Raw genomic sequence first — 26,058 nt, forward strand, 5'->3', positions numbered from 1 at the left:
GATGTCCTCAGCCGTCTCCCCGCTCGCCCCGAAACACGTTCCCGACATGCCCGTGATCGCGGGCATCCGCCTTGCGACGGCCGAGGCCGGCATCCGCTACAAGAACCGCACCGACGTGCTGCTCGCGGTGATGGACAAGGGCACCGCGGTGGCCGGCGTCTTCACCAAGTCGAAATGCCCGTCGGCGCCGGTCGAATGGTGCCGCGCCAAGCTGAAGGGCGGCAAGGCGCGTGCGCTGGTGGTCAATTCCGGCAACGCCAACGCCTTCACCGGCAAGACCGGCCGCGCCTCCACCGCGCTGACCGCGAAGATCGCGGCCAAGGCCGTCGGCTGCAGCGAGGGCGAAATCTTCCTGGCCTCGACCGGCGTAATCGGGGAGCCGCTGGACGCGACCAAGTTCGACGGCGTGCTGGGCCGTCTGGCCGAGACCGCCGAGCCGGGCGACTATCTCGCCGCGGCCAAGGCGATCATGACCACCGACACCTTCCCGAAGGTCGCGACCGCGACCGTCAAGCTCGGCAAGGCCAAGGTCACCATCAACGGCATGGCCAAGGGCGCCGGCATGATCGCACCCGATATGGCGACGATGCTGTCCTTCATCTTCACCGACGCGCCGATCGCGCCCGCCGCGCTGCAGGCCCTGCTCAAGAGCGGCGTCGAGGACACCTTTAACGCGGTGACGATCGATGGCGACACCTCGACGTCGGACACGCTCTTGGCGTTCGCGACCGGCGCCGCGGCGGAGCACGGCGCGCCAAAAATCAGCCGCGCCAGCGATCCGCGCCTGAAGGCCTTCGTCAAGGCATTCAACCAGGTGCTCGCCAATCTCGCCGAGCAGGTCGCCCGCGACGGCGAAGGCGCGCGCAAGCTGGTCGAGATCACCGTCGAGGGCGCCAGGACCAAGGCCTCGGCGCGCAAGATCGCGATGTCGATCGCGAACTCGCCGCTGGTGAAGACCGCGATCGCCGGCGAGGACGCCAATTGGGGCCGCGTGGTGATGGCCGTCGGCAAGGCCGGCGAGCCGGCCGATCGCGACAAGCTCTCGATCTCCTTCAACGGCATCCGCGTCGCCAAGAGCGGCGCGCGCGATCCGTCTTATGACGAGGCCCAGGTGTCGGAGGCGATGAAGGCGCCGGAGATCGCGATTCTGGTCTCGCTCGGCCTCGGCAAGGGCCGCGACCGCGTCATGACCTGCGACCTCACCAAGGAATATGTGGCGATCAACGGGGATTACAGGTCGTAGCTGAATGGCCGATCTCAAACTGACATTGGTGGTAGCCTGCGCGCTAGTCGACGCCGACAAGCGCGTCCTGATCGCGCAGCGCCCCGAGGGCAAGGCGCTGGCCGGTCTCTGGGAATTCCCCGGCGGCAAGCTCGAGCCGGGCGAACGGCCGGAGCAGAGCCTGATCCGCGAGCTCCATGAGGAGCTCGGCATTACCGTTGCCGAGCCGTGCCTGGCACCGCTGACCTTCGCCAGCTACGACTATGAGACCTTCCACCTGTTGATGCCGCTCTACATCTGCCGGCGCTGGGAGGGGATGGTCACCGCACGCGAAGGCCAGAACCTCGCCTGGGTCCGCGCCAACAAGCTGCGCGACTACCCGATGCCGCCCGCGGACATTCCGCTGATCCCGCATTTGATTGATTTGCTGATGTGACGATGCCCTTGCATCGTCATTCCGGGGCGCGCGAGAGCGCGAACTATGGAGCGCAATTGCGCTCCTGAGAATCTCGAGATTCCGGGTTCGCGCTATCGCGCGCCCCGGAATGACAGCGGTGCTAGGATTCCGTCTCCCCCGCCTTCTTCACCGCCTCCGCCAAGCTCGCTTTCGCCGACCCCGGCTTGAGCGGCTGCTGCTGGCTCGCATGCGGCGCCCAGCCCGAGAGCCAGACGATGTCGAACGTCGCACGGATGCGGCCGTCGGCATCGGCAAAGCGCTCCGCGTAGATTTCGGCCATCCGCAACAGCGTCGCGCGGCGCGTCGGTGTACGCCGCCGTTCGATCAGCACGTTGGCCGCACCCATGCGGCGAAGATCCTGCATCAGCGCGAACGCATTGCCATAGCGCACCACGACGCGGTCGACATCGGTCACCGGCAGCGCAAAGCCAGCCCGCTGCAGCAGCGCGCCGATGTCGCGGAGGTCCGCGAACGGCGCGACGCGCGGCGACACACCGCCCTCGCATTCAGCTTCCGCCGCGGCAAACGCCTGCCGTAGCTCGGTCAGGCTGTCGCCGCCGATCATCGCGGCAAGCAGCAAGCCATCCGGTTTGAGCGCACGGCGGATTTGCGCCAGCACGCCGGGCAGATCGTTGACGAACTGCAGCGCCAGCGCCGAGACGACGAGGTCGAGGCTTTCGGGTGCGAAGGGCAGTTTTTCCGCGCCGGCCGCGTCGAGCGCGATCCGTTCGATGGAGGGAAGCCGTGTACGTAGGGCCGCGAGACCTTCGCCGGGCGTCCAGAGATCGGCAGGCGCGTGAAACTCCCGCGTCACCGCTGCCAACCGGTCGGACATGTCCTCGGCGACCCGATCGAGCAGGAAGCTCGCGGCACCTTGCACCCGCGCACGCTGCTGCCGCGCATGCAGCAAGGCACGATCAAACAGGGCGGGCGGGGATTGCGGGTTCTGGGCCATGCCGCTGGTTACGCCGATCTCCACGGTTCTGGCAATCCGCTGCGTGCAGCGCTAGCCTCTTCTCATGGAAGCCGACACTGCCCCTTCCCGTTCCACCTCTGCACCGCTGCGAGCCGCATGGGCCGCGGGCCGCCATGCGCTGGCGCATGCGGCACGGCTCGCCCTCGACATCGCGCTGCCGACGCTGTGCGTGTCCTGCCGCGAGCCGGTCGATGGCGAGGGCGTCTGTGCGGCGTGCTGGGCGCGGCTGTCGTTCATCGAACGGCCCTATTGCCCGCGGCTCGGCATTCCCTTCGTCTATGATCCCGGTCCCGACATGCTGTCGATGGAGGCGATCGCGAGCCCGCCGGCCTACCAGCGGGCGCGCGCGGCGGTGCGCTATGACGATGTCGCGCGCACGCTGGTGCATGCGCTGAAGTATCAGGACCGCACCGATCTGGCGCCGGCCATGGGGCGCTGGATGGCGCGCGCAGGCAGCGAGCTGCTGACGGGCGCCGACATGCTGGTGCCGGTGCCCCTGCATTGGCGGCGTGCCTGGCGCCGCCGCTACAACCAGTCCGGAGCGCTGGCACGCATCATCGAACGGCAGAGCGGGGTCAAGGTGCGAGGCGACGTGCTGCGGCGGGTCCGTGCCACCGAGCAGCAGATCGGCCTGTCGCGGGCCCAGCGCGCCACCAATGTGCAGGGCGCATTCCAGGTATCTCCCGACCGTCAGGCCGAAGTCCAGGGCCGGCGCATCGTCCTGATCGACGACGTCCTGACCTCAGGTGCGACATTGGATGCCTGCGCGCGCGCCCTGCTGCGCGCCAAGGCAACCCAGGTCGACGTGCTGGTGTTCGCCCGGGTTGTGGAGGTCAGGTGAAGTCCCATATAATTCAATGAATTCATGACATGAAAGCGCCAGACGAGATGACTGTTGCTGTCGAAATCTACACCAGGCCGGGCTGCGGCTATTGTTCCGCCGCCAAGTCGCTGCTGACCCGCAAGAAAGCGACCTTCACCGAGTTCGACGTCGCCAAGAACCCGTCCTGGCGCCAGGAGATGTACGGCCGCGTCGGCGAGGGCTCGACCTTCCCGCAGATCTGGATCGGCGGCGCCCATGTCGGCGGCTGCGACGACCTCTACGCGCTCGACCGCGAAGGCAAGCTCGACGGCCTGCTCGAAAGCGTGAAGGCGGTGTCATGAGCGACAACAGGACCTTCACCGCCGCCATGGTGCAGATGCGCACCGGCCTGATGCCGGAGCCCAGCCTCGCGCAAGCCACCAGGTTGATCCGGCAGGCCGCGGCGGGCGGCGCCGATTACGTGCAGACGCCCGAAGTCAGCAACATGATGCAGCTGAACCGCAAGGCGCTGTTCGAGCATCTGCAGAGCGAAGAGGATGACGCCTCGCTGAAGGCGTACCGCGCGCTGGCGGCGGAGCTGAAAATCCACATCCATGTCGGCTCGCTGGCACTGCGCTTCTCCGAAGAGAAAGCGGTGAACCGCTCCTTCCTGATCGGGCCCGAGGGCGACGTGCTCGCGAGCTACGATAAGATCCACATGTTCGACATCGAGCTGCCGGACGGCGAGAGCTATCGCGAATCCGCCAATTACCAGCCGGGCGAGACCGCCGTGATCTCCGACCTGCCCTGGGGCCGGGTCGGGCTGACGATCTGCTACGACGTGCGCTTCCCCGCGCTGTACCGCGCGCTGGCCGAGAGCGGCGCCTACTTCATCACCGTGCCCTCCGCCTTTACCCGCAAGACCGGCGAAGCGCATTGGCACGTGCTGCTGCGCTCACGCGCGATCGAGACCGGGTGCTTCATCTTTGCCGCGGCGCAGGCAGGCACCCACGAGAACAAGCGCGAGACCTATGGTCACTCGCTGATCATCGATCCCTGGGGCGAGATCCTCGCAGAAGGCGACGTCGAGCCCGGCATCATCATGGCAAAGATCGACCCGGCCAAGGTCGAGACCGCGCGCCGCGCGGTTCCGTCGCTCCAGCACGGCCGCCGCTTCGGTGTCGCCGACCCCAAGGCCGGGCCGGATCATCTGCACCTCGTACGGGGATCGGCATGATCCGCTACGCGCTCCACTGCGACCGCAATCACGCCTTCGAAAGTTGGTTCCAGAGCTCGTCGGCCTATGATTCGCAGGTGAAGCGCAAGCTCGTAACCTGCCCGATCTGCGGCTCGGCAAAGGTCGAGAAGGCGATCATGGCGCCGCGCATCGTCGGCAAGAAGGGCCGCGGGCGCGCGACGCCGCCGCCGGAGGCCGCGGCCGCGACCGCGCCCGAGGCTGCGTCGTCAGGACCGACCTCGCTGCTGATGGCGCAGGAGCGCGAGCTGCGCGCCAAGCTGAAAGAACTGCGCGATCACATCGTCAAGAACGCCGACAATGTCGGCGAGCGTTTTCCGAACGAAGCCCGCGCAATGCATTACGGCGACAAGGAGCACCGCCCGATCTACGGCGAGGCTTCGCCGGAAGAGGCGAAGTCGCTGATCGACGAAGGCATCGAGGTCTCTCCGCTGCCGACGCTGCCGGAAGATAGGAATTAGGCTCCCACCAGCACCGCCACGCCGATCACGATCAGCGCGATACCAAGGACCTCGCGCGGCGCGATCGGCTGCTTGAACGAGTAGTAGGCCACGCCTTGCGCGAACAGCACCTCGATCAGCGCGAGCGTGCGGACATTGGCGGCCGCCGTCAGCGCGAAGGCCAGGAACCAGAACTGCGAGGCGAAGGCGCCCGTGAAGCCCGCGAGCATCGATGGCCGCCATAGTCCGAGGATTCCCCGCAATATGTCCGGCGCGCGCCAGAGCAGGTAGATCGTCAGCACCAGCGTCTGCACGAACAGGCCGAGCACCAGCGTGAAGGACGAGGCCGTCACGAACGACACGTTCGGCACGGTGATGATGGCGCCACGAAAGCCGACCGCGGAGAGCGCGAACGCCGCCGCGGCGACGAGACCGGTGATGGTCGGCTTCAGCTCGACAAAGCCCTTCTCGCCGCCGGGCCGGAGCGCGGTGATGACGACACCGACGGTCGCGATCACGATCGCCAGCACCTTCAACCAGGTCAGATGATCGCCGAGGAAGACGAAGCCGAAGATCGCGGTCTGGATCGCCTCGGTCTTGAGGTAGGCCGTGGTCACCACGAAGGAGCGGTCGTTCATCGCGAGCAGCATCAAGCCGGTCGCGACGATCTGGCTGAGCGCCCCGAGCAGCAACCACGGCCAGAACACGGCCGGCGGCATGCCGATGTGATCGCCGGTCGCGACCAGCACCGCGCCGAGGAACAGCAGCGAGAACGGGAAGCCGAACAGGAAGCGGATATTGGTCGCGCCCCAGGTCCCCAGCGGCTTCGTCAGCGACCGCTGCATCGCATTGCGCACGACCTGGCCGAGCGCAGCAATGACGGTGAAGGGAATCCAGAGGCTGGTGACGGTGAGCATGGGGGTGGGTTGGGCAGGAAAGAATTCGCGACCAACGTGCAAGCTGCAACCCGCGCGGTCAACCGGGGGGATGTCATGGGAGCGATGCTCTCGCTACAAACACCGCCGTCGTCCTGGACAAGCGAAGCGCAGATCCAGGACCCATTACCCCAGAGAGTAGCTTGGCGAAGACTGGCAGCGGAGCCCTACAAGCTGCGTCCCCTCACACCATTCCCTCCGCCACCACCATGTAGTTCACGTCCATATCCGACGAGAGGGTCCATTTGTCCGCGAAGGGTGAGTAGACGACGCCGGTCTGCTCGGTGATGACGAGGCGGTTGTCGAGGAGATATTTGGTCAGTTCGTCGGGCGTGACGAACTTGTTCCACTCATGCGTGCCGCGCGGCAGCCAGCGCAGGACGTATTCGGCGCCGACGATGGCGAGCGCGAAGCTCTTCCAGTTCCGGTTCAGCGTCGAGACCACCATCAACCCGTTCGGCTTCAGCATTGAGGCGCAGCGCTTCAGGAACATGCCGACGTCGGTGACGTGCTCGACCACCTCCATCGCCAACACGATGTCGAAGCGCTCGCGCGGGTCGATCTCCTCCACCGTGGTGCAGCGATAGTCGATCGATAGATGGCTCTTGTCGGCATGCAGCTTCGCCGCTGCGATGTTGCTCACCGAGGGATCGACGCCGATGACCTGCGCGCCCAGCCGCGCCAGCGGCTCGCAGAGCAGGCCGGCGCCGCAGCCGATGTCGAGCACGCGCAGGCCGCCGAGGCAGTTGAGGCTGCGCACGTTGCGCTCGAACTTGCGGCAGGCGGCGTCGCGGATATAGCCGAGCCGCAGCGGGTTGATCCGGTGCAGCGGCGCCATCTTGCCCTTGGGGTCCCACCACTCCGCCGAGAGCTTCGAAAATTTCGCGATCTCGGCGGCATCGACGGTCGAGCCCGGCTGGGCGGTGGCGGTTGAAGTATTTTGCTGCATGCTCATGGTTACGCGCGGTCCTACCGCGTGGTGATCGAACTACGGAAGGCGAGCGGCGAGGCGATGGTCTTGATCGTCTCGATCCCCTCGCCGACGCCGCGAATCGTCACGTCGCCGTAGTTGAGAATACGTCCAAGGATGGTCTGATCGACATCGACGCTCTCGACCTTGTCCAGCGCCATCTCGAAGGTGCGGCGTTTGATGAAGCCGGTCTTGTGCACGACCCGCAAGTTGGTGACGTCCGTCTCGGTGGTGAAGCGATGGAACCAGCCCTTGAGGGTCCAATACAACGCCGCCAGAGCCACGAGGCCCGCAGCGACGAGGCAAAGCAAAACAAGCCCCTCGGCGGTGGCCTGCCGGGACAGGAGGAACAGGACCAGCGCCACGATCCAGGCCACAATCGCCGGGAAATAGAAGATCCAGTGCGCATTGGTCGAATACAGCACCCGCTCGCCCGGCTGCAGGATCTCGTCGATATAGCGCGCCATGATCTCGGTTAACCCACTCCCCGCCATGCCCCCGCAGGAACCCGCTTGCCCCCGGCCCCGCCGCTCTGTATACGCGCGGTCGGTGTCCGCAGGCACCCGTCAGGTGCGGGTCACCATACTGATCCTTATGAGGGAATGCACGCGTCGTCATGAGCCGCCTCGTGATGAAATTCGGCGGCACATCCGTCGCCAACATCGAACGCATCCGCAACGTCGCACGCCATGTGAAGCGTGAGGTCGACGCCGGCCATGAGGTGGCCGTGGTCGTCTCGGCGATGTCGGGCAAGACCAACGAGCTGGTGGCCTGGTGCACCGAGGCCTCGCCGATGCACGATGCGCGCGAATACGACGCCGTCGTCGCCTCGGGCGAGCAAGTCACGTCCGGCCTGCTTGCCATCGTGCTGCAGGGCATGGGCATCCAGGCCCGCTCCTGGCAGGGCTGGCAGATCCCGATCAAGACCAGCGACGCCCATGCCTCGGCCCGGATCGAGGACATCGACGGCAGCGAGATCATCAAGCGCTTCCAGGAGCGCAAGGAGGTCGCCGTCATCGCCGGCTTCCAGGGCATCAACCCCGAGACGGGCCGCATCACCACGCTCGGCCGCGGCGGCTCGGACACCTCGGCCGTGGCGGTCGCCGCAGCCGTCAAGGCGGACCGCTGCGACATCTATACCGACGTCGATGGCGTCTACACCACCGACCCGCGAATCGTGCCGAAAGCCAAAAGGCTTGATAAGATCGCATTCGAGGACATGCTGGAACTGGCCTCGCAGGGCGCAAAAGTGCTCCAGGTCCGCTCGGTGGAACTCGGCATGGTCCACAACATGCCGATCTTCGTCCGCTCGAGCTTCGACAAGCCCGAGGATATCGACCCGCATGCCAACCAGCCGCCCGGCACGCTGATCTGCGGCGAGGAGGAGATCATGGAGAACCACGTCGTCACCGGTATCGCCTTTTCGAAGGACGAGGCCCAGATCTCGGTGCGCCAGATCGAAGACAAGCCGGGCGTTGCGGCCTCGATCTTCGGCCCGCTGGCGGAAGCCAACATCAACGTCGACATGATCGTGCAGAACGTCTCCGAGGACGGCAAGACCACCGACCTCACCTTCACGGTGCCGGCCGCCGACTACACCCGCGCCAAGGACACGATTACCGCTGCCAAGGCCAAGATCGGCTATGCCCGGCTCGATACCGCCACCGACGTCGCAAAGATCTCGGTGATCGGCAGCGGCATGCGCAGCCACGCCGGTGTCGCCGCCCAGGCGTTCTCGGCCCTCGCGGGGCGGAATATCAACATCCGTGCCATTACAACCTCCGAGATCAAATTCTCGGTATTGATCGACACCGCCTATACCGAGCTGGCGGTGCGCACCCTGCATACGCTCTACGGCCTCGATCAGACCTAAAGCGCGACCCGTCGTCGCGCTTCAGATTGTCGTTTGAGCATGGTCTTTCCGGAAAACCGCTTCGCACTTTTCCGGACCATGCTTAGGCTAATTTTCTCTTAGCGGTCGCAGCAAACGCGAAGGTGTACACACCTTCGCGTTTGGCAGGCGTTTTGCTTGGCAAAACAAGCCCCAATTCGCTATACGCGGACAGGGTGGGCTGCCGGAAACTGTGCCCCAGTTCAGGCGGTGCTGATTCGGCTCCGGCAACCGCCCGGGGCCGGCGCCGGACGAGCAAATTTGTTGTTTTTCTGGATTTCGGGCGAGCCGCCGCGGGCCCTTTCGGCCCTGGCAGACGGAGGAGATTGACGGTACATGCGGAGCGCGTCGGGAGGTCCCCGCGTCTTGTTGAGACGGCTCCGCGAAACCATGGCGGAGCAGGTCTCGGCCCAGGAGCGGCTGGACAAGATCGTGGTGCTGATCGCCGCCAACATGGTGGCCGAGGTGTGCTCGGTCTACGTGCTGCGCGTCGACAACACGCTCGAGCTCTATGCCACCGAAGGTCTCAACCGCGAGGCTGTGCACCATACCGTGCTCAGCGCCCATGAGGGCCTGGTCGGCCTCGTCGCCAGCGAGGCGACGCCGCTCAACCTCAGCGATGCGCAGAGCCACCCGGCCTTCTCGTTCCGTCCCGAGACCGGCGAAGAAATCTACCACTCCTTCCTCGGCGTGCCGATCCTGCGCGCGGGCAATACGCTCGGCGTGCTGGTGGTGCAGAACCGCGCCAAGCGCAACTATGTCGAAGAGGAACTCGAGGCGCTGCAGACCACCGCGATGGTGCTGGCCGAGCTGATCGCCTCCGGCGAGCTGTCGGCGCTGGCCCAGCCAGGGCTGGAGCCGGCCGCGCGCCATTCGGCGCAGAAGGTCGGCGCGATCCTGTCGGAAGGCATCGCGCTCGGCCATGTCGTGCTGCACGAGCCGCGCGTCGTCATCAAGGACTACATCGCCGAGGACCTGCCGAAGGAAATCAAGCGGCTGGACACCGCGCTCGCCAAGCTGCGCGCCGATCTCGACCGCATGCTGGAGCGCGGCGACGTCGCCGAGGGCGGCGAGCACCGCGAGGTGCTGGAAGCCTACCGCATGTTCGCCAACGACCAGGGCTGGTCGCACAAGCTGCACGAGGCGGTCGCCACCGGCCTCACCGCGGAAGCCGCGGTCGAGCGCGTGCAATCCGACACCCGCGCGCGCATGCTGCGCTCGACCGATCCCTATTTGCGCGACCGGCTGCACGACCTGGAAGATCTCGGCTATCGCCTGATGCGGCAGCTGGTCGGCCAGGACCACGCGCCGTCGCGCGAGCAATTGCCCGACAATGCCATCGTCATCGCCCGCGCGATGGGTCCCGCGGCGCTGCTCGACTACGACCGCAAGCGCCTGCGCGGCATCGTGCTGGAGGAAGGCACCGCCAATTCCCATGTCTCGATCGTGGCACGCGCGCTCGGAATTCCAGCGGTCGGCGAGGTGCCGAACGCACCCGGCATCGCCGATCCCGGCGACGCCATCATCGTCGACGGCACGTCCGGCTCGATCTATGTGCGTCCCTCGCAGGAGATCGAGGCCGCCTTCGCCGAGCGCGTGCGCTTCCGCGCCCGCCGCCAGGCACAGTACCTCGCGCTGCGCGACCGGCCCTGCGTCACCAAAGACGGCCAGAAGGTCGAGCTGATGATCAACGCAGGGTTGGCGATCGACCTGCCGCATATCGAGGATACCGGCAGCGCCGGCATCGGCCTGTTCCGCACCGAGCTGCAGTTCATGGTCGGCCAGAGCCTGCCACGCACCAGCGACCAGCTCGCGCTCTATCGCACCGTGCTGGATGCCGCGGGCCCCAAGCCCGTCACCTTCCGCACCCTCGACATCGGCGGCGACAAGGCGCTGCCCTACATGGAAGCGGTGATCGAGGAAAATCCCGCGCTCGGCTGGCGCGCGATCCGGCTCGGGCTGGACCGTCCGGGCCTGTTGCGCGGCCAGATCCGCGCGCTCTTGCGCGCCGGCGGCGGCCGCGCGCTGCGCATCATGTTCCCGATGATCTCGGAGGTCGCCGAATTCGATTCGGCCAAGGCGCTGGTCGAGCGCGAGCTGACATATCTGCGCCAGCACGGCCACACGCTGCCTGAAAGAATCGACATCGGCACCATGGTCGAGGTGCCCGCCCTGCTCTACCAGCTCGACGAGCTGCTGAAGAAGGTCGACTTCATCTCGGTCGGCTCCAACGATTTGTTCCAGTTCCTGTTCGCGGTCGACCGCGGCAACGCCAAGGTCTCCGAGCGCTTCGACACCATGTCGGCACCGATCCTGCGCGCGCTGCGCGACATCGCGCGCAAGGCGCAAGCAGCGCAGAAATCGCTCTCGCTCTGCGGCGAGATGGCCTCCAAGCCGATCGGGGCACTGGCGCTGATCGCGCTCGGCTATCGCTCGCTGTCGCTCTCGGCGACCGCGCTCGGCCCGGTCAAGGCAATGGTGCTCGATCTCGACGCAAAGAAGGCCGAAGCGATGCTCAACCCTCTGCTGGATGCGCCTGCGGGCAGCGTCTCGATCCGGCAGAAGCTGACGGAATTTGCCGAGGCCGAGGGCCTTGCGTTGTAGCGGGCCTGTCGCCCGCTCCCCGCCGCCCTCGCCTCCTTCCGCCCTTTGAGACTGAACCGATGTCGCCACTCCCCGAAGCCAAACTGGACGTGCTCCTTGCACATCATGCCTCTCTCGAGGCCGAATCGCTCGGACAGCTGGCCTCCGAGCGCTATGTGCAGATCACGCGCGAACTGGCCGAGATCACCCCGCTGATCGAGGCGGTCAAGGCCTACCGGTCCGCCGTCAAGGAGCTCGCCGATACCGAGGCGCTGATCGCCGATCCCGCGACGGATGCCGAGATGCGGGGCATGGCAGAGGCCGAGCGCGACGAGCTCACGCCAAGGATCGAGGAGCTGGTCCAGAAGATCCGCGTCGCGCTGTTGCCCAAGGACGCCATGGACGACCGCAACGTGGTGCTGGAAATCCGCGCCGGCACCGGCGGCGATGAGGCCTCGCTGTTCGCCGGCGACCTGTTCCGGATGTACGAGCGCTTCGCTGCCCTGCAGGGCTGGAAGGTCGAGGTGATCTCGGCGAGCGAAGGCACCGTCGGCGGCTACAAGGAAATCATCGCCGAGGTGCAGGGCCGCGGCGCGTTCTCGAAGCTGAAATTCGAATCCGGCGTGCACCGCGTGCAGCGCGTGCCCGACACCGAGACGCAAGGGCGCATCCACACCTCGGCCGCGACGGTGGCGGTATTGCCGGAGGTCGAGGATGTCGACGTCGACATCAAGAACGACGACTTGAGGATCGAGACCATGCGCGCGCAAGGTGCCGGCGGCCAGCACGTCAACAAGACCGAATCGGCGATCCGCATCACCCACATCCCGACCGGCATCGTGGTGATGATGCAGGACAGCCGCTCGCAGCACAAGAACCGCGCCTCGGCCATGAACATCCTGCGCTCGCGCATCTACGACGCCGAGCGCCAGCGCGTCGACGCCGCGCGCTCCGCCGAGCGCAAGGAGAAGGTCGGCACCGGCGATCGCTCCGAGCGCATCCGCACCTATAATTTCCCGCAAGGGCGCGTCACCGACCACCGCATCAACCTGACGCTCTACAAGCTGCCGCAGGTGATCGCCGGCGAAGCGCTGGGAGAACTGATCGACGCGCTGACCACCGAGCACCAGGCCGCGCAGCTCGCCGCGCAAGGCGTGGCGGCGTGACGGACGCGTGAGCAGCCCCTTCACCGGCCAATCCGTCGAGCGCGCGCGCCGCGCGCTGGCGGCGCAATTGCGGTCCGCACAGCTCGACGAAGCCGAACTCGACGCCCGCATCCTGATCAGTGCGGTGCTCGGCCTCGATCTCACCGGCCTCGTTGCACAGGCGGCACGGCTGGTCACGAACGCCGAGGCGTTGCAGCTCGCGCAATATGCAGAGCGCCGGATCGCGGGCGAGCCGGTGGCGCGCATTCTCGGCACGCGCGAATTCTGGGGCCTGCCGTTTCGCCTTTCGGAGGCGACCCTGGTCCCGCGGCCCGACACCGAGACGGTGGTCGAGCGCGCGCTCGAGCTTTTTCGCGAGCAGAAGATCCACCGGCCCCGCATCGCCGACATCGGCACTGGCTCAGGCGCGATCCTGCTCGCGCTGCTGCACGAGATTCCCGATGCCTTCGGCGTCGGCACCGATCTCAGCCTCACCGCGCTCGGCACCGCGCGGGGCAATGCCGCAGCCCTCGGCCTTGGCAACCGTTCCGCCTTCATCGCCTGCTCCTATCTGGCGGCGCTGTCAGGTCCGTTCGACCTCATCGTGTCGAACCCGCCCTATATTCCCTCGGCCGAGATTCCGAAATTGAGCATCGAGGTGCGCGAGCACGATCCGCATCTGGCGCTCGATGGCGGCAATGACGGATATGACGCCTACCGCGCCCTGATCCCGCAGGCGGCCGAGCGCCTCGCCCCCGGCGGTGCGCTGATCGTCGAGGCCGGACAGGGCCAGGCTCGGAACATTGAAACCTTGATGGCCGCTGCCGCGTTGGTGGTGGACAGGCCGCCGAAGGCCGATTTGGCGGGTATCCCACGGGCCGTTTCGGCCCGAAAAATGCCCCCATAAAAGCCGGATTGGTCTGTAAAAAGCTCTTGGAATATCGCTTGGGAACGACTACGTTCCGGTCAACACATCGGTGCCGGCCCCGTAGACCTACGGGTGAAAGCCGGGCTCTCGGGCGAGAGCTTTACTGATTTGAAGGTTCCAAGCCGCAGGTCCTGTTGAGCGCGATGGCCAGTGAGCTGCGCTGCTCTCCGACCGCAACGTGAACGAAAGCCTGATATTGCGCTTGAAGACTTACGCAAGAAAGCTGGGCTTGTTTCGGCAGGCGAAATGAATGGTTCGCTGGCAATCAATGCTGGCGGGTGGGGAACGCGTCTTTGTTGAACGCGACGGTCGACGAACATTGGCAGGGCTCAATCCGTTCTGGTGCGCGGTGCGTACGAGCGATGTGAGCCGCTGTCACCAGGTCAGTCTCAGCAATCAGTAATGCGTGCAACCTTTAGGGCTGGAATTAAAGGCAGGACATGAGAAACGGTCAGAACAAGCAGCGGATGCGCAACCGCAACAACAATAACAACAACAACCGGCGCGGCCAGAACCCGATGACCCGGGTCTACGAGTCCAACGGACCCGACATCAAGATCCGCGGCACGGCTTCGCATATCGCTGAAAAGTATCTCCAGCTCGCGCGCGATGCGCGCTCCTCCGGCGATCCCGTTGCAGCCGAGAACTACTACCAGCACGCCGAGCATTATTTCCGCCTGATCGCGGCCGCCCAGGAGCAGTTCCGCCAGAACCAGCAGCCGCGCGGCGACGAGCCTATCAGCAACACCAGCGGCGACTACAGTGAGGACGACGGCGAGAATTTCTCGGCGTTCGGCCAGGAGCCGGGCTTCGTTCCGCAGCCGCCGCAGCAGCAGCCCTTCATGCGCGACCGCGACAGCCAGCGCGATCATCACCCGCGTGATCACCAGCAGCGCGACAATCAGCAGCCTTATCAGCGCGACAATCAGCAACCGCGCGAGCATCGCGAACGCGACCACCGTCCGCAGCCGCAATATCAGCCGCAGCCGCAACCGCAGAACCAGCCGCAGCCCGTCATCGCCGATGCCGGCAGCGTCGACCGCCTGCCCTCCTTCATCACCGGCGCACAGCCGCAGGTGAATGGCGGCCAGGGCGGCTTCGAGGGTGGTGGCGGTAGCGGTGGCGGCAGCGAGCGCTATCCGCGGCGGCGCCGCCGGCCGCATGGGCCGCGTCCCGAGCGTGAAGCGGCTCCCGCCGCGTCGAGCGACGAGGTCGCCTCGGGCGAGTAAGCCTCTTCCGATTTTCTCTGATTTTGTGACCTGAATCGTCCCGGCCTCGCCGGGACGATTTGTTTTTGACGATTGTGCATTGGCTGCAGCGATCAGCGCTCCGGCCACAGACCACCTCTCCCATAGCGAGAGGTGAAGCTAGCTGCGCGTCACCGTCGTCGAGGACGGCACCAGCACAGGCTTGGCCAGCGAGGGAATCAGCCGTGCCCGCTCGCGCTTGGCGGGGATCGCGCGATAGACCTGCTTGGTGGCCTCGACGATGTGCACACCCGCAAACGGCAACGACAGCGCCGCCCCGGCACGCTCCCACATCTGCGCGGATCTCAGTACCCAGCCGCCGGCATAGGGCGGCATGAACAGCGCCTCGCCCCAGGCCGTCGGCGTGAACCAGGTCTGGCGCAACAGATCTGTGATCTGCGAGCGCGAGTAGGGCCGGCCGTGACCGAACGGCGTGCTGTCGGTGCGGGTCCATACGCCGCGCCGATTCGGGATCACCGCGATGACGCGGCCCGAGCCCGACAGCACCCGCCACACCTCGCGCAGCAGCGCGGCCGGATCGTCCGACATCTCCAGCGCATGGACCAGCAGGACACGGTCGACCGCGGCGTCGGGAAGCGGCAGCGAGAATTCATCGACCAGCGAGGCCAGCGCCGGCCGTCCCGTCGGCCATTTCAGGACACCCTGGGCCGCCGGCATGAAGGCGAGGCAGCGCTCGGCATCTTCCCGGAACAACCCCAGATAGGGCGTCGGATAGCCGATACCGAGCACACGCTGGCCCTCGGCGCCCGGCCAGCGCTGCCGAATGCCGCGATTGATCATTTGCCGCGCCACAATCCCGAGGCGACGGGAATAAAATTCGCGGAGGTCGACGACGTCGATGGTCATGACGGCAATGTAACATGCGCGAGGGCACGCCTGCGCGCGGAATATTGCATTGCCTGGGCAACTTTAACGCCATATCTGTCTGGCGGGGCTGAGCGCGATGGAGAGGTCATGGCCGCCGAAATTCGTACTTTCACCTGTTTAAACGACAATTTCGGTTATCTGATCCACGATCTGGAAACCAAGGCGACGGCGTCGATCGACGCGCCCGAGGCCGGCCCGATCCTGAAGGCGCTGGACCGCGAGGGCTGGCAGCTCACCGACATCCTGATCACCCATCATCACGGCGATCATGTCGGCGGGGTCGCCGAACTCAAGCAGAAATACAATTGCCGCGTCGTCGCGCCGCATGACAAGACGACTAAGATCGCGAACGTCGATCTGCGCGTCGCCAATGCCGACGTGGTCAGGATCGGCAATCTGCTGGCGCGCGTGGTGGAGACGCCCGGCCACACGCTCGACCACATCTCCTACGTGTTCGACAATGAGAAGACGGTGTTCGCCGCCGACACGCTGTTCTCGATCGGCTGCGGCCGCGTGTTCGAGGGCACCTATCCGATGATGTGGGATTCGCTGTTGAAGCTGCGGGCACTGCCCGACGACTTCAAGCTCTATTGCGGCCACGAATACACCGCGTCCAACGTCAAGTTCGCCCTCACCGTCGACCCCGACAACGCGGCGCTGCAGGCGCGCGCGGCGGAGGTCACGAGGCTCCGGGCCGAGAACAAGCCGACCATTCCCTCGCTGCTTGGTGACGAGAAGCGGGCGAACGTGTTCCTGCGCGCCGATGAGCCCTCCGTTGCGGCCAGGCTCCACATGAAGGGCGCGGATGCCGCCATGGTGTTCGGCGAACTCCGCGAGCGCAAGAACAAGTCCTGAAGAACAAGTCCTGACGGGGATCGATGCCGACCGCAGCCGAGATCATTGCACGCCTCGAACTCCGCCCGCATCCCGAAGGCGGACACTATCGCGAGACGTTCCGCGACCAGACCACGGACGCCAACGGGCGTTCGCGTTCGACCCTGATCTATTTCCTGCTCGCGCGCGGCGAACGCTCGCACTGGCACCGCATCGATGCGGTCGAGACCTGGCACTATTACGCCGGCAGCCCCTTGATGCTGCGCATCGCCCATGACGGCTGCTCGCAGCACGAGGTGCGGCTCGGCACCGATCTCATCGGCGGCGAGCGGCCCCAGGGAATCGTGCCGGCCAATGCCTGGCAGATGGCGGAGACCACGGGCGAGTGGACACTGGTCGGCTGCACCGTGGCGCCAGCGTTCGAGTTCGCGAAGTTCGAGCTCGCTCCGAAGGGCTGGGAGCCGTAGCTCCACGCAGTCATTCCAGGTTCGCGCTCCGCGCGCCCCGGAATGACAATCATCGCTTCCTCAGCACCATGTCCTTCGCCGCGATCAGACCGCCGCCGGCGATCAGGACCGCGGCGATGGCGATGTTGGCGCTGGCTTTTGCAAAACCGGCGGCGATGAGGAAGCCGGTCGAGAGCAGCGGCGTCGCGTAGGAGGCGGCGCCGAGCACGCGGATGTCGCCGCGCTTCATGCCGATGTCCCAGGCGTAGAAGGCGGCGCCCACCGGACCGATGCCGAGCGCGATCACGGCAAGCCATTGCAGCGTGGTCTCCGGCCACACGGTGGTTTCAAGCAGGCCATGCATCAATGCGGCGAGCGCAGCGGTGGCGAGACAGAAGCCCGCGACCGCGTCGGTCGGCACCGCTTTCAAGCGGCGCGACAGCACCGAATAGGTGGCCCAGACGAAGGCGGCGATGAAGGCCGCGATCAGTCCCGGCACAGCTCCGGGCGCAAAGCCGCTGGTGTTGCCGGCGAACAGCAGCACCGTGCCGATGAGGCCGAGCACGGCGCCGATGACGTGGTGCACGGCAAGCCGCTCGCCCGGCAGGAACGACGAGAACAGCACGATTAGGAGTGGCCAGAGATAATTCAACAGGCCGGCTTCCGCCGGCGGCGCGAAGCGCAGCGCGAGGAAATACAGCGCGTGATAGCCGAACAATCCGCCGACGCCGACGGCCCATACCACCAGCGGCTGGCGCAGGCTTTTCGCGGCATCACCGCGGCCGATCCAGGTGAGCAGGCCGACCAGTCCACCGATCGCAAACGTCATCGCGGCGAGCTGGAACGCCGGGATCCTTCCGGTCGCCACCGTCATCACAGAAAGGAGCGACCACATCAGGATCGCGGTCAATCCGATCAGCGTCGCCGTGCGGGGAGTCATTGCAGAAGGCCTCGTCGTTCCTGGATGGCACTTAGCGCCAGACCCGGAGCCTCGAGATTCCGGGTCCGCCGCCGTCGCGGCGCCCCGGAATGACAGGGCAAGATGCCCGGGACAAGCCCGGGCATGACGAAGTCAACTATATGATCGAACGTGATGCGATCGCATCACACCATGTACTGGCCGCCGTTGACCGTCAGCGTCGAGCCGGTGATGGCGCCGGCTTCGTCCGCGGCGAGGAACACGACCGCGCGCGCGATCTCCTCGGGCTCGCCGAGGCGGCCGATCGGAATCAGCGGCAGGATAGCCTTTTCCAGCACATCCTTCGGCACCGCCTGCACCATCTCGGTGTTGATGTAGCCGGGGCAGATCGCATTCACGGTAACGCCGCCCTTGGCATTCTCCAGCGCCAGGGCCTTGGTGAAGCCGATCTCGCCGGCTTTCGCCGCGGAATAGTTCACCTGGCCGAACTGGCCCTTCTGGCCGTTGATCGAGGAGATGTTGATGATGCGGCCGAACTTGCGCCCGCGCATGCCTTCGATCACCTGGCGCGACATGTTGAACAGCGAGCCGAGATTGGTGCCGATCACGGCGTTCCATTGCTCGAGGCTCATCTTGTGGAAGGCGCCGTCCTTGGTGATGCCGGCATTGTTGACGAGCACGTCGATCGGGCCGACCTCGGCCTCGACCTTCTTCACGCCCTCGGCGCAGGCGTCGAAACTGCTGACGTCCCATTTGTAGACGGCGATGCCGGTCTCGGCCTTGAACTTCTCCGCCGCCGCATCGTTGCCGGCATAGCTTGCCGCGACCTTGTAGCCGCCCGCCTTCAGCGCCTTGCTGATCGCAGCTCCGATGCCCCGCGTACCACCCGTCACCAGTGCAACACGTGCCATATCGAATTCCTTCCCTTGGACTCTTCCTTGGACTCTTCGAGCACTTCTGAGTGATCGTTTTTAGCCGAGGATTATGCGGGACGTTTGACGGACATCAAGAACAAAACGCCCGGCGTTGAGCCGGGCGTTTGTATTTAGTCGAGGCCTGCGCGGTTGCGAAGAATATTTGATTTGCAACCGCTGCCTTTTTAGTCGCGTGCAACGCACTCAATCAGGTGTGCGGCGCACGCGTCAGCTTCACGTCAGCGACCTTCAGTCGCGCGCCAGACACATCGCGATACCCATGCCGCCGCCGATGCACAGCGTGGCGAGGCCCTTCTTCGAGTCGCGCTTCTGCATCTCGTGCAGCAGCGTCACCAGCACGCGCGCGCCGGAGGCACCGACCGGATGGCCGATCGCGATCGCACCGCCATTGACGTTGACCTTCGAGGTGTCCCAGCCGAGGTCCTTGTTGACGGCGCAGGCCTGCGCCGCGAAGGCCTCGTTGGCCTCGATCAGATCGAGATCGCCGACGTTCCAGCCGGCCTTCTTCAGCGCGGCGCGCGAGGCCGGGATCGGGCCCGAGCCCATGATCTTCGGATCGACACCGGCCTGCGCCCAGGACACGATGCGCGCGATCGGCTTCTTGCCTTCCTTGGCGGCCTGCTTTGCCGTCATCAGCACCACGGCTGCAGCGCCGTCGTTGATGCCCGACGCCGAGCCTGCGGTGACCGTGCCGTCCTTCTCGAAGGCAGGACGGAGCTTGGCCATCGCATCGAGGGTCGCGCCGTGACGCGGATATTCGTCGGCGCTGACGACCACGTCGCCCTTGCGGGTCTTGATGGTGACGGGGACGATCTCGTCGTTGAACTTGCCGGCCTTCTGAGCGGCTTCGGCCTTCTGCTGCGAGGCGACCGCGAACTCGTCCTGCTGAGCGCGGGTGATCTGCCACTGCCGCGCGACGTTCTCGGCGGTGTTGCCCATGTGGTAGCCGTTGAAGGCATCCCACAGGCCGTCCTTGATCATGGTGTCGACGAACTCGACGGGGCCCATCTTGACGCCGCCGCGCAGATACTGCGCGTGCGGGGCCATGCTCATGGATTCCTGGCCGCCGGCGACCACGATCTCGGAATCGCCGTTGAGCAGCGCCTGGTAGCCGAGCGCCACCGTGCGCAGGCCCGAGCCGCAGAGCTGATTCACGCCCCAGGCCGGGCTTTCCACCGGAATACCGGCGGCGATCGAGGCTTGGCGGGCCGGGTTCTGACCCTGGGCCGCGGTCAGGATCTGACCCATGATGACTTCCGAGACCCGGCCGGGCTCGATGCCACCGCGCTCCAGCGCGGCCTTGATGGCGATGGCGCCGAGGTCATGGGCAGGAAGGGTCGCGAAGGCTCCGTTGAAGCTTCCGACCGGGGTGCGGGCGGCGCTGACGATGACGACATCGTCTGACATGGGGCATCTCCTGGGGCTTGAGGTTCTTGTGAAGGGGCAGGCGGGGCTGGAAAAACGCTCGCCAGTCTCGTCAGCCATCCTGTTAACGTCGTTGAGGCATGTCAATCGGCGGGGGACCGAATTCATGCCGCAACGCATTCAAAATAGCGTTCTTGGCGCTTTCGCAAGCAGGTTTTTGCTGCCCGATTAACCGTGGCGCACAAAACGGTAGCGTGCCCCCTTTGAAAATGCTTATTTTGTTGCGTTGCGTACTCTTCCCGCCCTGCGGCATAGCCGCCGGGTTCCCGTTCTCAGCGTTTTTGCAAGTGAGAGCCCATGGCGAAATCAGACCAACCCACCACGATCAAGAAATACGCGAACCGCCGGCTCTATAACACCGGAACGAGCACTTACGTGACGCTGGAAGACCTCGCCGCCATGGTCAAGGACGGCGAAGATTTCCTGGTCTACGACGCCAAGACCGGCGACGACATCACCCGCTCCGTGCTGGCTCAGATCATCTTCGAGCAGGAGAACAAGGCCGGCCAGAACCTGCTCCCGACCACCTTCCTGCGCCAGCTGATCCGCTTCTACGGCGACAGCATGCAGATGGTGGTGCCGAAATATCTGGAGCAGTCGATCGCGACGCTGACCCAGGAGCAGGAGAAGTTCCGCAAGCAGATCGCCAACACGTTGTCCGGCACGCCGTTCGCGCCGCTGGAGGAACAGGTCCGCCGCAACATGGAGCTGTTCCAGCAGACCTTCTCGATGTTCAAGCCGTTCGCCGCGCCCCGCCCGGCGACCAGCCCGGAGCCGGAGCCGGATGCAAGCGCCGAGACGCCGAAGGACAGCAACATCGACGATCTGCGCCAGCAGATGAAGGAAATGCAGGAGCGCCTCGAGCGGATGTCCAAGAAGGACGAATAGGTCCTTCGTTTCGTGTGCTGGCGCGTCCGCATGCGGCGGGCGCGCGACTTGCCAGTTGATCCCGGCGGCACCGCTTACGCGCTGCCGTCCCCGGCCAAGGCCGGAGCCACCATGCCTGATCGCAGGACGCACTGGGAAAACGTCTACGCCACCAAGGGCGAGGCCGAGGTCAGCTGGTATCAGGATAGCCCTGAGATCTCGCTCGCGATGATTCGGGCAGCCAACGCCGATCATGATGCGGCCATCATCGATATCGGCGGCGGCGCATCGCGGCTGGTCGACGCGCTGCTTCAGGACGGATACCGTCGTCTCACCGTGCTGGACCTCTCCGCCAACGCGCTCGATGTGGCGAAGAAGCGCATCGGTCAGGCCGCTTCAACGATCGACTGGATCGTCGCCGACGCCATGACATGGCGGCCAACCAGGACCTACGATGTCTGGCACGATCGCGCGGCGTTTCACTTCCTCACCGATCCCGATGACAGAGCGGCCTACGTCGAGCGCCTGCGATCGGCGGTCAGCCCCGGCGGACAAGTCATCATCGCGACGTTTGCGCCCGACGGCCCGGAGAAATGCAGCGGCCTGCCGGTACAGCGCCATGACAGCGCGAGCCTCGCGGCGGAGCTCGGGCCGGCGTTCGAGCTGGTCGAGACACGGAGCGAGACGCACCACACGCCATGGCATTCGACGCAGGCGTTTCAGTTCAGCCGGTTCAAAAACGCAGCCAAAAAGTAGCTGTTATGCCCCGGCTTGACCGGGGCATCCAGTACGCCGCGGCTTGTCGTGGAATCACAGCCGTCTCTGGAATACTGGATCGCCCGGTCAAGCCGGGCGATGACAGCGGAGTGAGTGCCGCGAAAGCGCTCGCAATGACGGAGTACGCGGAAGCAGCGAGACCTATGCCGCCAGCTTCACCGCATGCGCAAAGTCCCAATAGAGCTTTCGCGCCTTGGTGTAGAACGGCCCCGGCTTCACCTCGCGCTCGTCGATGCGGATCACCGGCGCGACCTTTGCAAAGTTGCCCGTTGAAAAGATCTCGTCGGCGGCGAGGAAGTCGGCATAGCGCAGCGTCTTCTCGACCACGGTGACGCCGTCGCCGCGAAGCAGGCTGATGACGCGCTGGCGCGTGATGCCGTTGAGGAAGGTGCCGTTCGGCACCGGCGTGAACACCACGCCGTCCCTGGCCATGAACACGTTGGAATTGCCGAACTCGGCGACATTGCCGAGCATGTCGAGCATCAGCGCATTCTGGAAGCCGCGCGCGGCAGCTTCCGCCAGCGCCCGCGAATTGTTCGGATAGAGGCAGGCCGCCTTGGCTTCCACCGGCGCGCATTCGGCCGTCGGTCTGCGGTACGGCGACAGCGTGATCGCGTTGCCGACCGGTTTCGGCATCGGCGCCTCGTAGATGCACAGGCACCAATTGGTGGTCTCGGGGTCGAACAGCACGCCGCCGCCGCTTCCGTTCTGCGCCCAATACATCGGGCGGATGTAGAGCTCGGCATTTGCCGCAAAGCGCGCGATGCCTTCGTTCGCGAGCGTCAGCCAGGTGTCGGTATCGACCACCGGCTTCAGGCCGAAATTGATCGCGGATTGATTGGCACGGGCGACGTGCCGGTCGAGATCGGGTGCGACGCCCTCGAACGCGCGTGCGCCGTCGAACACGACCGAGCCGAGCCAGGCCGCATGCGTGCGCGGCCCCATGATCGGCACGTTGCCGTCATGCCATTTGCCCTCGAAGAAGGTCCAGCTCGGCGAATATTCGATTGCCTTCTTGATCTCGGCCATGACCGGCCTCCCCCGTAAGAATTATCCGGGCACTATTGTCCCAATTTCTAAACGATTTGCTGCGGGATTTGGACACCCTCCCCTTGAGGACCCTCGAGGGGAGGGTAAGACCGAGCAAACCGGCTATAATATCGACCACGATACGGAGTGCCCCATGCCGCTCGATCCGCTCGCAAAGCGTTTGTTGACCATGATGGCTGCGGCTGGGCCGCAAGCGCGAAGCCGGCCCAGTGTGGAGGCACGCCGGCAATCGCTGGCAAAGCTGATGCAGTTCGCGCGCGCTGAGGCGCCTGACGTGACGGCATCCGACGGCATGCTGCCCGGTCCCGGCGGCGAGCTTCCCTACCGGCTCTATTCACCCGCTTCTGCCGGCGAACCCGCGCCGGGTTTCGTGTTCTTCCATGGCGGAGGCCTCGTTGCCGGCAGCATTGCCACGCATGACCGCATCGCCGCGGCGCTTGCGCACGCAACCGGATGCCGCCTGGTCTCGGTCGACTACCGGCTCGCGCCCGAGCACAAATTTCCCGCTGCCGTGGACGATGCGATCGCCGCGACCGAATGGGTCGCGCGAGAGGCGCCCTCCCTCGGCATCGATGCCGAGCGGCTGGTGGTCGGCGGCGATTCCGCCGGCGCCACACTGGCGGCGATCGTGTGCCAGGAGGCTTTGCAGAACGCCGGCCTCTCCATCGTGGCGCAATGCCTGATCTGCCCGGTGCTGGATTTCGAGGAGACCTCGCCCTCACGCGAGGAGTTTGCCGAGGGCCATCTGATCGATCGCATCACGATCGAAGCCGATCTTGCCGACTATCTGCCCGGCGACGTCGACGCCGCCGATCCGCGCATCTCGCCGCTGCGCGCGAGCAGGTTCACAGGCCTGCCGACCGCGATCATCCACACCGCCGAGTTCGACCCGATGCGCGACGAGGGCAATGCCTATGCGCGCAAGCTGCTCACCGCGGGCGTCGCCGTCGAGCACGTCTGCCATGACGGCATGGTCCACAATTTCCACGCCATGGGCGCGATCCTGCCGCAGGCGCAGCTCGTGCTGTCGCAGATCGGCGAGCAGGTGCGGCGGGCGGTGGAGAAATAAGCGCGAATCACGCCCGCGCGCCGAGCACGGCCCTGGCAGCCACGACATACTCCGGCCAGTGCGCGTCCGCGTAGCGTTCGGCCTGCCGCGCGCAGGTGATATCGGGCGCATGCGCGGCCGCGATCGTGCGCGCGAAACTCTCTTCGGCGACCGTCACGTCGGCGGGTTCGGCCGACGGTACAGCGGCGGCAACGGCGGTCGGAGCAACAGCGAGCCCCGCCAGACCAGTGAGCAGGATGCGGCGTGACGTGTTCATGGCTGTCGTCCTCCATTGTCCGGCCCGCACTGCGGCGGGCGAGTGTGTCAGTGCGATCACGGCAGGGTAACCGCGTGCATCAGCGTCGTCCATCGCCTGCGGATAGCGCTTGACCACGAAAGCAATCACGTTCCATCTAACAACGGCTTCGCCATCAAATCGCCACGCGTCGGATCGTCACGTGCCCCATCGCAGCCAATCCCGTCGTCCGATCTTGCGCGCTGCCGCAACGGGGCTGCTTTGTCTGGCGATCCCGGCAGGCGTCGCCTTCGCGGCCGACGATGAGGAGGACAAGCCGACAAAGCTGGCGGTGCCGAACATCTATCTCGACCTGCGCACCATCTATGCGGCGATCCCGGCGGGCACGCTCGGGCTCGGCTTCGGCAACACCTCGCTGTCGGCCGCATTCCAATCCCTGGCGATACGGCGCGGCACGACGCTGCCGAACGGCTTGCCGGCGGCAAAGGCCATCGCCGTCGACCTGCCGCTGACCGTCGACGTCAGCGATCGCGTCTCGCTCTATGGCGGCGTGTCGGGCTCGACCGCGGATATCGGCAGCGGCTGGCTATCCTTCGACATCACCAGCTGGAACATCGGCGTGCAGGCCGACCTTTACCAGCAGAATGGCGGCAGGATCCCGACCATCACGCTGCAATCGACCCTGACGCAGTCGGTGCCGAACGAGCAGGGCATGACGAATTCCTTCAACAATATCCTGGAATTCGATTATGCGCTCGACGAGGACGAGACGCGGGGCTGGCTGGCCGGCCTGCAATATACCACCGCCACCATCGCCAGCCCGTTCGCCAGTATCCGGCCAAACACGATCCTCTATGCCGGCGGCTATTATCAATGGCCGAGCAACTGGAAGTTCACCGGACGCCTCGGCATACAGTCTTTCGGCGGCGCGCAGTTCGCAGGCCGAACGCTGGCGGAGTCCTTCACCCAGCCGACCCTGCGCCTCGACCTCGACCGCATGGACGACAACGACAACCGCCTGTTCGGCATCACCGCGCAGATCGCGTGGACGCCGAAGCCGGCCTACCAGCTGACGCTGCGCACTCCGCTCTATGCAGTGCGCAATTAGAGCATGATCCGGAAAAGTGCGCAGCGGTTTTCCGAAACGATCATGCTCAGACAATACAAGCCTGGCTATTCCGGCACCGGCACGTCGAACGTGTTGAGCGTGACCGAGACCATGCAGTAGACGCCGACGAGATAGGACAACTCGGCCGCGCCGTGCTCGCCGAACTCCTTCACCGCAGCACGATAAGTCAGCTCCGGCAGCACGCCGCCGCTCACAAGGGCGGAGGCCATGTCATAGGCGACTGCCTCCTGCCTTGTGAGGTCCACCGGACGCTGGCCGGCGACGATGGTCGCGAGCTTCTCGTCGGAGAGACCGCGCTGCTCGGCCACCAGCACATGGGCATAGAGCTCGTAGCCGGAGCGGAAGTGCGAGCCGGTGACAAGGATCGCGACCTCGCGCACCGACGCGGGCAGCAGCGGGTTCGACGCGATCGCCTTGACCAGCTCCCACACCGGGCCACCGAAGCGCGGCTCGCGGATCCAGGGATTCCAGGGACCGAGCAGCGCGCCGTCGTCGCGCATGTTCACGAAACCCTTGAAGTGGTCCTTGATACCGGCCTGCATGTCGTCATAGAGCGGCTTCTGTTCAGCACTCAGGTCTTTCGGATCGAGAATGGGGAGGCGCACGACAGGATCTCCTCGTTGAGAAGAGCTA

Annotated in this window: 28 protein-coding genes; 17 read left to right on the forward strand and 11 right to left on the reverse strand. The window is 65.6% G+C overall.

Annotation, left to right across the window (positions count from 1 at the left end; genetic code table 11):
- The first annotated feature begins 1 nt into the window (after position 1).
- Together argJ and mutT are read left to right on the forward strand one after the other, a co-directional pair.
- On the forward strand, positions 2–1,243 hold the full coding sequence (argJ, locus tag GGD63_RS34855; RefSeq protein WP_183249045.1) for a bifunctional glutamate N-acetyltransferase/amino-acid acetyltransferase ArgJ: 1,242 nt from the start codon (positions 2–4) through the stop codon (positions 1,241–1,243).
- A 4-nt stretch (positions 1,244–1,247) separates the two neighbouring features.
- Positions 1,248–1,658 carry an 8-oxo-dGTP diphosphatase MutT gene (gene mutT, locus GGD63_RS34860; protein ID WP_183249047.1) on the forward strand — a complete coding sequence of 137 codons (411 nt, stop codon included), beginning with the start codon at positions 1,248–1,250 and terminating at the stop codon, positions 1,656–1,658.
- A 121-nt stretch (positions 1,659–1,779) separates the two neighbouring features.
- On the opposite strand, the gene GGD63_RS34865 is transcribed toward mutT, so the two are convergent.
- Positions 1,780–2,634, reverse strand: coding sequence for a methyltransferase domain-containing protein (locus GGD63_RS34865; protein WP_183249106.1), 855 nt, complete (start codon positions 2,632–2,634; stop codon positions 1,780–1,782).
- Positions 2,635–2,698: 64 nt separating this feature from the next.
- Between GGD63_RS34865 and GGD63_RS34870 the strand changes: the two genes are divergently transcribed.
- Genes GGD63_RS34870 through GGD63_RS34885 form a run of 4 tightly spaced genes read left to right on the forward strand, consistent with a single transcriptional unit; the run spans position 2,699 to position 5,173 of the window.
- Positions 2,699–3,496, forward strand: coding sequence for a ComF family protein (locus GGD63_RS34870; RefSeq protein ID WP_183249049.1), 798 nt, complete (start codon positions 2,699–2,701; stop codon positions 3,494–3,496).
- A 47-nt stretch (positions 3,497–3,543) separates the two neighbouring features.
- Positions 3,544–3,819 carry a glutaredoxin 3 gene (grxC, locus tag GGD63_RS34875; RefSeq protein WP_183249109.1) on the forward strand — a complete coding sequence of 92 codons (276 nt, stop codon included), beginning with the start codon at positions 3,544–3,546 and terminating at the stop codon, positions 3,817–3,819.
- Entirely contained in the window at positions 3,816–4,694 is an 879-nt protein-coding gene (locus tag GGD63_RS34880) for a carbon-nitrogen hydrolase family protein (RefSeq protein ID WP_183249051.1), read from the forward strand. Before grxC ends, GGD63_RS34880 begins: the two co-directional genes overlap by 4 nt.
- Positions 4,691–5,173 (forward strand): DUF1178 family protein, encoded by a 483-nt coding sequence (locus GGD63_RS34885; RefSeq protein WP_183249054.1) that lies wholly within the window; start codon positions 4,691–4,693, stop codon positions 5,171–5,173. Before GGD63_RS34880 ends, GGD63_RS34885 begins: the two co-directional genes overlap by 4 nt.
- Here the strand turns inward: GGD63_RS34885 and GGD63_RS34890 are convergent.
- From GGD63_RS34890 to GGD63_RS34900, 3 genes are all read right to left on the reverse strand, one after another.
- A complete protein-coding gene (locus GGD63_RS34890) occupies positions 5,170–6,069 on the reverse strand; it encodes an EamA family transporter (protein ID WP_183249056.1) in 900 nt (299 codons plus the stop codon). The genes GGD63_RS34885 and GGD63_RS34890 overlap by 4 nt on opposite strands.
- Positions 6,070–6,271: 202 nt before the next feature.
- A complete protein-coding gene (ubiG, locus tag GGD63_RS34895) occupies positions 6,272–7,042 on the reverse strand; it encodes a bifunctional 2-polyprenyl-6-hydroxyphenol methylase/3-demethylubiquinol 3-O-methyltransferase UbiG (protein ID WP_183249058.1) in 771 nt (256 codons plus the stop codon).
- Between the two features lie 14 nt (positions 7,043–7,056).
- Positions 7,057–7,524, reverse strand: coding sequence for a PH domain-containing protein (locus GGD63_RS34900; RefSeq protein WP_183249060.1), 468 nt, complete (start codon positions 7,522–7,524; stop codon positions 7,057–7,059).
- A 149-nt stretch (positions 7,525–7,673) separates the two neighbouring features.
- Here GGD63_RS34900 and GGD63_RS34905 point away from each other — a divergent pair, with 149 nt between their 5' ends.
- The 5 genes from GGD63_RS34905 (at position 7,674) to GGD63_RS34925 (ending at position 14,833) form a co-directional block, all read left to right on the forward strand.
- On the forward strand, positions 7,674–8,930 hold the full coding sequence (locus GGD63_RS34905; RefSeq protein WP_183249062.1) for an aspartate kinase: 1,257 nt from the start codon (positions 7,674–7,676) through the stop codon (positions 8,928–8,930).
- 354 nt (positions 8,931–9,284) lie between these two features.
- Positions 9,285–11,552, forward strand: coding sequence for a phosphoenolpyruvate--protein phosphotransferase (ptsP, locus tag GGD63_RS34910; RefSeq protein ID WP_183249064.1), 2,268 nt, complete (start codon positions 9,285–9,287; stop codon positions 11,550–11,552).
- 59 nt (positions 11,553–11,611) lie between these two features.
- On the forward strand, positions 11,612–12,697 hold the full coding sequence (gene prfA, locus GGD63_RS34915; protein WP_183249066.1) for a peptide chain release factor 1: 1,086 nt from the start codon (positions 11,612–11,614) through the stop codon (positions 12,695–12,697).
- A 7-nt stretch (positions 12,698–12,704) separates the two neighbouring features.
- Positions 12,705–13,583 carry a peptide chain release factor N(5)-glutamine methyltransferase gene (prmC, locus tag GGD63_RS34920; RefSeq protein ID WP_183249068.1) on the forward strand — a complete coding sequence of 293 codons (879 nt, stop codon included), beginning with the start codon at positions 12,705–12,707 and terminating at the stop codon, positions 13,581–13,583.
- Between the two features lie 461 nt (positions 13,584–14,044).
- Positions 14,045–14,833, forward strand: a complete 789-nt coding sequence (locus tag GGD63_RS34925) for a DUF4167 domain-containing protein (protein WP_183249070.1) — start codon at positions 14,045–14,047, stop codon at positions 14,831–14,833.
- 138 nt (positions 14,834–14,971) lie between these two features.
- Here the strand turns inward: GGD63_RS34925 and GGD63_RS34930 are convergent, their stop codons facing one another.
- Entirely contained in the window at positions 14,972–15,718 is a 747-nt protein-coding gene (locus GGD63_RS34930) for a methyltransferase domain-containing protein (RefSeq protein ID WP_183249072.1), read from the reverse strand.
- Between the two features lie 108 nt (positions 15,719–15,826).
- Here GGD63_RS34930 and gloB point away from each other — a divergent pair, with 108 nt between their 5' ends.
- Positions 15,827–16,594, forward strand: a complete 768-nt coding sequence (gene gloB / locus GGD63_RS34935) for a hydroxyacylglutathione hydrolase (protein ID WP_183249074.1) — start codon at positions 15,827–15,829, stop codon at positions 16,592–16,594.
- Between the two features lie 23 nt (positions 16,595–16,617).
- Positions 16,618–17,040: a cupin domain-containing protein gene (locus GGD63_RS34940; protein WP_183249076.1), complete on the forward strand. Its 423-nt coding sequence runs from the start codon at positions 16,618–16,620 to the stop codon at positions 17,038–17,040.
- 49 nt (positions 17,041–17,089) lie between these two features.
- On the opposite strand, the gene GGD63_RS34945 is transcribed toward GGD63_RS34940, so the two are convergent.
- From GGD63_RS34945 to GGD63_RS34955, 3 genes are all read right to left on the reverse strand, one after another.
- Positions 17,090–17,959 (reverse strand): DMT family transporter, encoded by an 870-nt coding sequence (locus GGD63_RS34945; RefSeq protein WP_183249077.1) that lies wholly within the window; start codon positions 17,957–17,959, stop codon positions 17,090–17,092.
- A 164-nt stretch (positions 17,960–18,123) separates the two neighbouring features.
- The gene (gene phbB, locus GGD63_RS34950; RefSeq protein WP_183249079.1) at positions 18,124–18,849 is read right to left on the reverse strand and encodes an acetoacetyl-CoA reductase; all 726 of its coding nucleotides are present in this window, start codon (positions 18,847–18,849) and stop codon (positions 18,124–18,126) included.
- Positions 18,850–19,101: 252 nt separating this feature from the next.
- Complete coding sequence (locus GGD63_RS34955) at positions 19,102–20,280, reverse strand: acetyl-CoA C-acetyltransferase (RefSeq protein ID WP_183249081.1); 1,179 nt, start codon at positions 20,278–20,280, stop codon at positions 19,102–19,104.
- A 315-nt stretch (positions 20,281–20,595) separates the two neighbouring features.
- On the opposite strand from GGD63_RS34955, the gene phaR reads away from it, so the two are divergent.
- Both phaR and GGD63_RS34965 read left to right on the forward strand, forming a co-directional pair.
- Positions 20,596–21,186 carry a polyhydroxyalkanoate synthesis repressor PhaR gene (phaR, locus tag GGD63_RS34960; protein ID WP_183249084.1) on the forward strand — a complete coding sequence of 197 codons (591 nt, stop codon included), beginning with the start codon at positions 20,596–20,598 and terminating at the stop codon, positions 21,184–21,186.
- 111 nt (positions 21,187–21,297) lie between these two features.
- A complete protein-coding gene (locus tag GGD63_RS34965) occupies positions 21,298–21,921 on the forward strand; it encodes a trans-aconitate 2-methyltransferase (RefSeq protein WP_183249110.1) in 624 nt (207 codons plus the stop codon).
- A gap of 162 nt (positions 21,922–22,083) precedes the next feature.
- Here GGD63_RS34965 and GGD63_RS34970 read toward each other — a convergent pair whose 3' ends face one another.
- On the reverse strand, positions 22,084–22,971 hold the full coding sequence (locus GGD63_RS34970; protein ID WP_183249086.1) for a branched-chain amino acid aminotransferase: 888 nt from the start codon (positions 22,969–22,971) through the stop codon (positions 22,084–22,086).
- A gap of 154 nt (positions 22,972–23,125) precedes the next feature.
- On the opposite strand from GGD63_RS34970, the gene GGD63_RS34975 reads away from it, so the two are divergent.
- Positions 23,126–24,061: an alpha/beta hydrolase gene (locus GGD63_RS34975; protein ID WP_183249088.1), complete on the forward strand. Its 936-nt coding sequence runs from the start codon at positions 23,126–23,128 to the stop codon at positions 24,059–24,061.
- A 7-nt stretch (positions 24,062–24,068) separates the two neighbouring features.
- Here the strand turns inward: GGD63_RS34975 and GGD63_RS34980 are convergent, their stop codons facing one another.
- Positions 24,069–24,317 (reverse strand): hypothetical protein, encoded by a 249-nt coding sequence (locus GGD63_RS34980; RefSeq protein ID WP_183249112.1) that lies wholly within the window; start codon positions 24,315–24,317, stop codon positions 24,069–24,071.
- A gap of 214 nt (positions 24,318–24,531) precedes the next feature.
- On the opposite strand from GGD63_RS34980, the gene GGD63_RS34985 reads away from it, so the two are divergent.
- Positions 24,532–25,404, forward strand: a complete 873-nt coding sequence (locus tag GGD63_RS34985) for a hypothetical protein (RefSeq protein ID WP_183249114.1) — start codon at positions 24,532–24,534, stop codon at positions 25,402–25,404.
- 65 nt (positions 25,405–25,469) lie between these two features.
- Here the strand turns inward: GGD63_RS34985 and GGD63_RS34990 are convergent, their stop codons facing one another.
- Entirely contained in the window at positions 25,470–26,030 is a 561-nt protein-coding gene (locus GGD63_RS34990; RefSeq protein ID WP_183249090.1) for a carboxymuconolactone decarboxylase family protein, read from the reverse strand.
- Between the last annotated feature and the right edge of the window lie 28 nt (positions 26,031–26,058).

It is taken from the genome of Bradyrhizobium sp. cir1, assembly GCF_014198245.1.
Classification (GTDB): domain Bacteria; phylum Pseudomonadota; class Alphaproteobacteria; order Rhizobiales; family Xanthobacteraceae; genus Bradyrhizobium.

Coding starts and splice junctions, on each gene's coding strand:
- ptsP (WP_183249064.1), top strand. CDS start 9,285: ATGCGGAGCGCGTCGGGAGGTCCCCGCGTCTTGTTGAGACGGCTCCGC.
- GGD63_RS34930 (WP_183249072.1), bottom strand. CDS start 15,718: ATGACCATCGACGTCGTCGACCTCCGCGAATTTTATTCCCGTCGCCTC.
- GGD63_RS34945 (WP_183249077.1), bottom strand. CDS start 17,959: ATGACTCCCCGCACGGCGACGCTGATCGGATTGACCGCGATCCTGATG.
- GGD63_RS34890 (WP_183249056.1), bottom strand. CDS start 6,069: ATGCTCACCGTCACCAGCCTCTGGATTCCCTTCACCGTCATTGCTGCG.
- GGD63_RS34940 (WP_183249076.1), top strand. CDS start 16,618: ATGCCGACCGCAGCCGAGATCATTGCACGCCTCGAACTCCGCCCGCAT.
- GGD63_RS34970 (WP_183249086.1), bottom strand. CDS start 22,971: ATGGCCGAGATCAAGAAGGCAATCGAATATTCGCCGAGCTGGACCTTC.
- GGD63_RS34975 (WP_183249088.1), top strand. CDS start 23,126: ATGCCGCTCGATCCGCTCGCAAAGCGTTTGTTGACCATGATGGCTGCG.
- GGD63_RS34880 (WP_183249051.1), top strand. CDS start 3,816: ATGAGCGACAACAGGACCTTCACCGCCGCCATGGTGCAGATGCGCACC.
- GGD63_RS34965 (WP_183249110.1), top strand. CDS start 21,298: ATGCCTGATCGCAGGACGCACTGGGAAAACGTCTACGCCACCAAGGGC.
- gloB (WP_183249074.1), top strand. CDS start 15,827: ATGGCCGCCGAAATTCGTACTTTCACCTGTTTAAACGACAATTTCGGT.
- phaR (WP_183249084.1), top strand. CDS start 20,596: ATGGCGAAATCAGACCAACCCACCACGATCAAGAAATACGCGAACCGC.
- argJ (WP_183249045.1), top strand. CDS start 2: ATGTCCTCAGCCGTCTCCCCGCTCGCCCCGAAACACGTTCCCGACATG.
- grxC (WP_183249109.1), top strand. CDS start 3,544: ATGACTGTTGCTGTCGAAATCTACACCAGGCCGGGCTGCGGCTATTGT.
- GGD63_RS34905 (WP_183249062.1), top strand. CDS start 7,674: ATGAGCCGCCTCGTGATGAAATTCGGCGGCACATCCGTCGCCAACATC.
- mutT (WP_183249047.1), top strand. CDS start 1,248: ATGGCCGATCTCAAACTGACATTGGTGGTAGCCTGCGCGCTAGTCGAC.
- GGD63_RS34885 (WP_183249054.1), top strand. CDS start 4,691: ATGATCCGCTACGCGCTCCACTGCGACCGCAATCACGCCTTCGAAAGT.
- GGD63_RS34900 (WP_183249060.1), bottom strand. CDS start 7,524: ATGGCGCGCTATATCGACGAGATCCTGCAGCCGGGCGAGCGGGTGCTG.
- GGD63_RS34925 (WP_183249070.1), top strand. CDS start 14,045: ATGAGAAACGGTCAGAACAAGCAGCGGATGCGCAACCGCAACAACAAT.
- GGD63_RS34870 (WP_183249049.1), top strand. CDS start 2,699: ATGGAAGCCGACACTGCCCCTTCCCGTTCCACCTCTGCACCGCTGCGA.
- GGD63_RS34865 (WP_183249106.1), bottom strand. CDS start 2,634: ATGGCCCAGAACCCGCAATCCCCGCCCGCCCTGTTTGATCGTGCCTTG.
- phbB (WP_183249079.1), bottom strand. CDS start 18,849: ATGGCACGTGTTGCACTGGTGACGGGTGGTACGCGGGGCATCGGAGCT.
- prfA (WP_183249066.1), top strand. CDS start 11,612: ATGTCGCCACTCCCCGAAGCCAAACTGGACGTGCTCCTTGCACATCAT.
- GGD63_RS34955 (WP_183249081.1), bottom strand. CDS start 20,280: ATGTCAGACGATGTCGTCATCGTCAGCGCCGCCCGCACCCCGGTCGGA.
- ubiG (WP_183249058.1), bottom strand. CDS start 7,042: ATGAGCATGCAGCAAAATACTTCAACCGCCACCGCCCAGCCGGGCTCG.
- GGD63_RS34980 (WP_183249112.1), bottom strand. CDS start 24,317: ATGAACACGTCACGCCGCATCCTGCTCACTGGTCTGGCGGGGCTCGCT.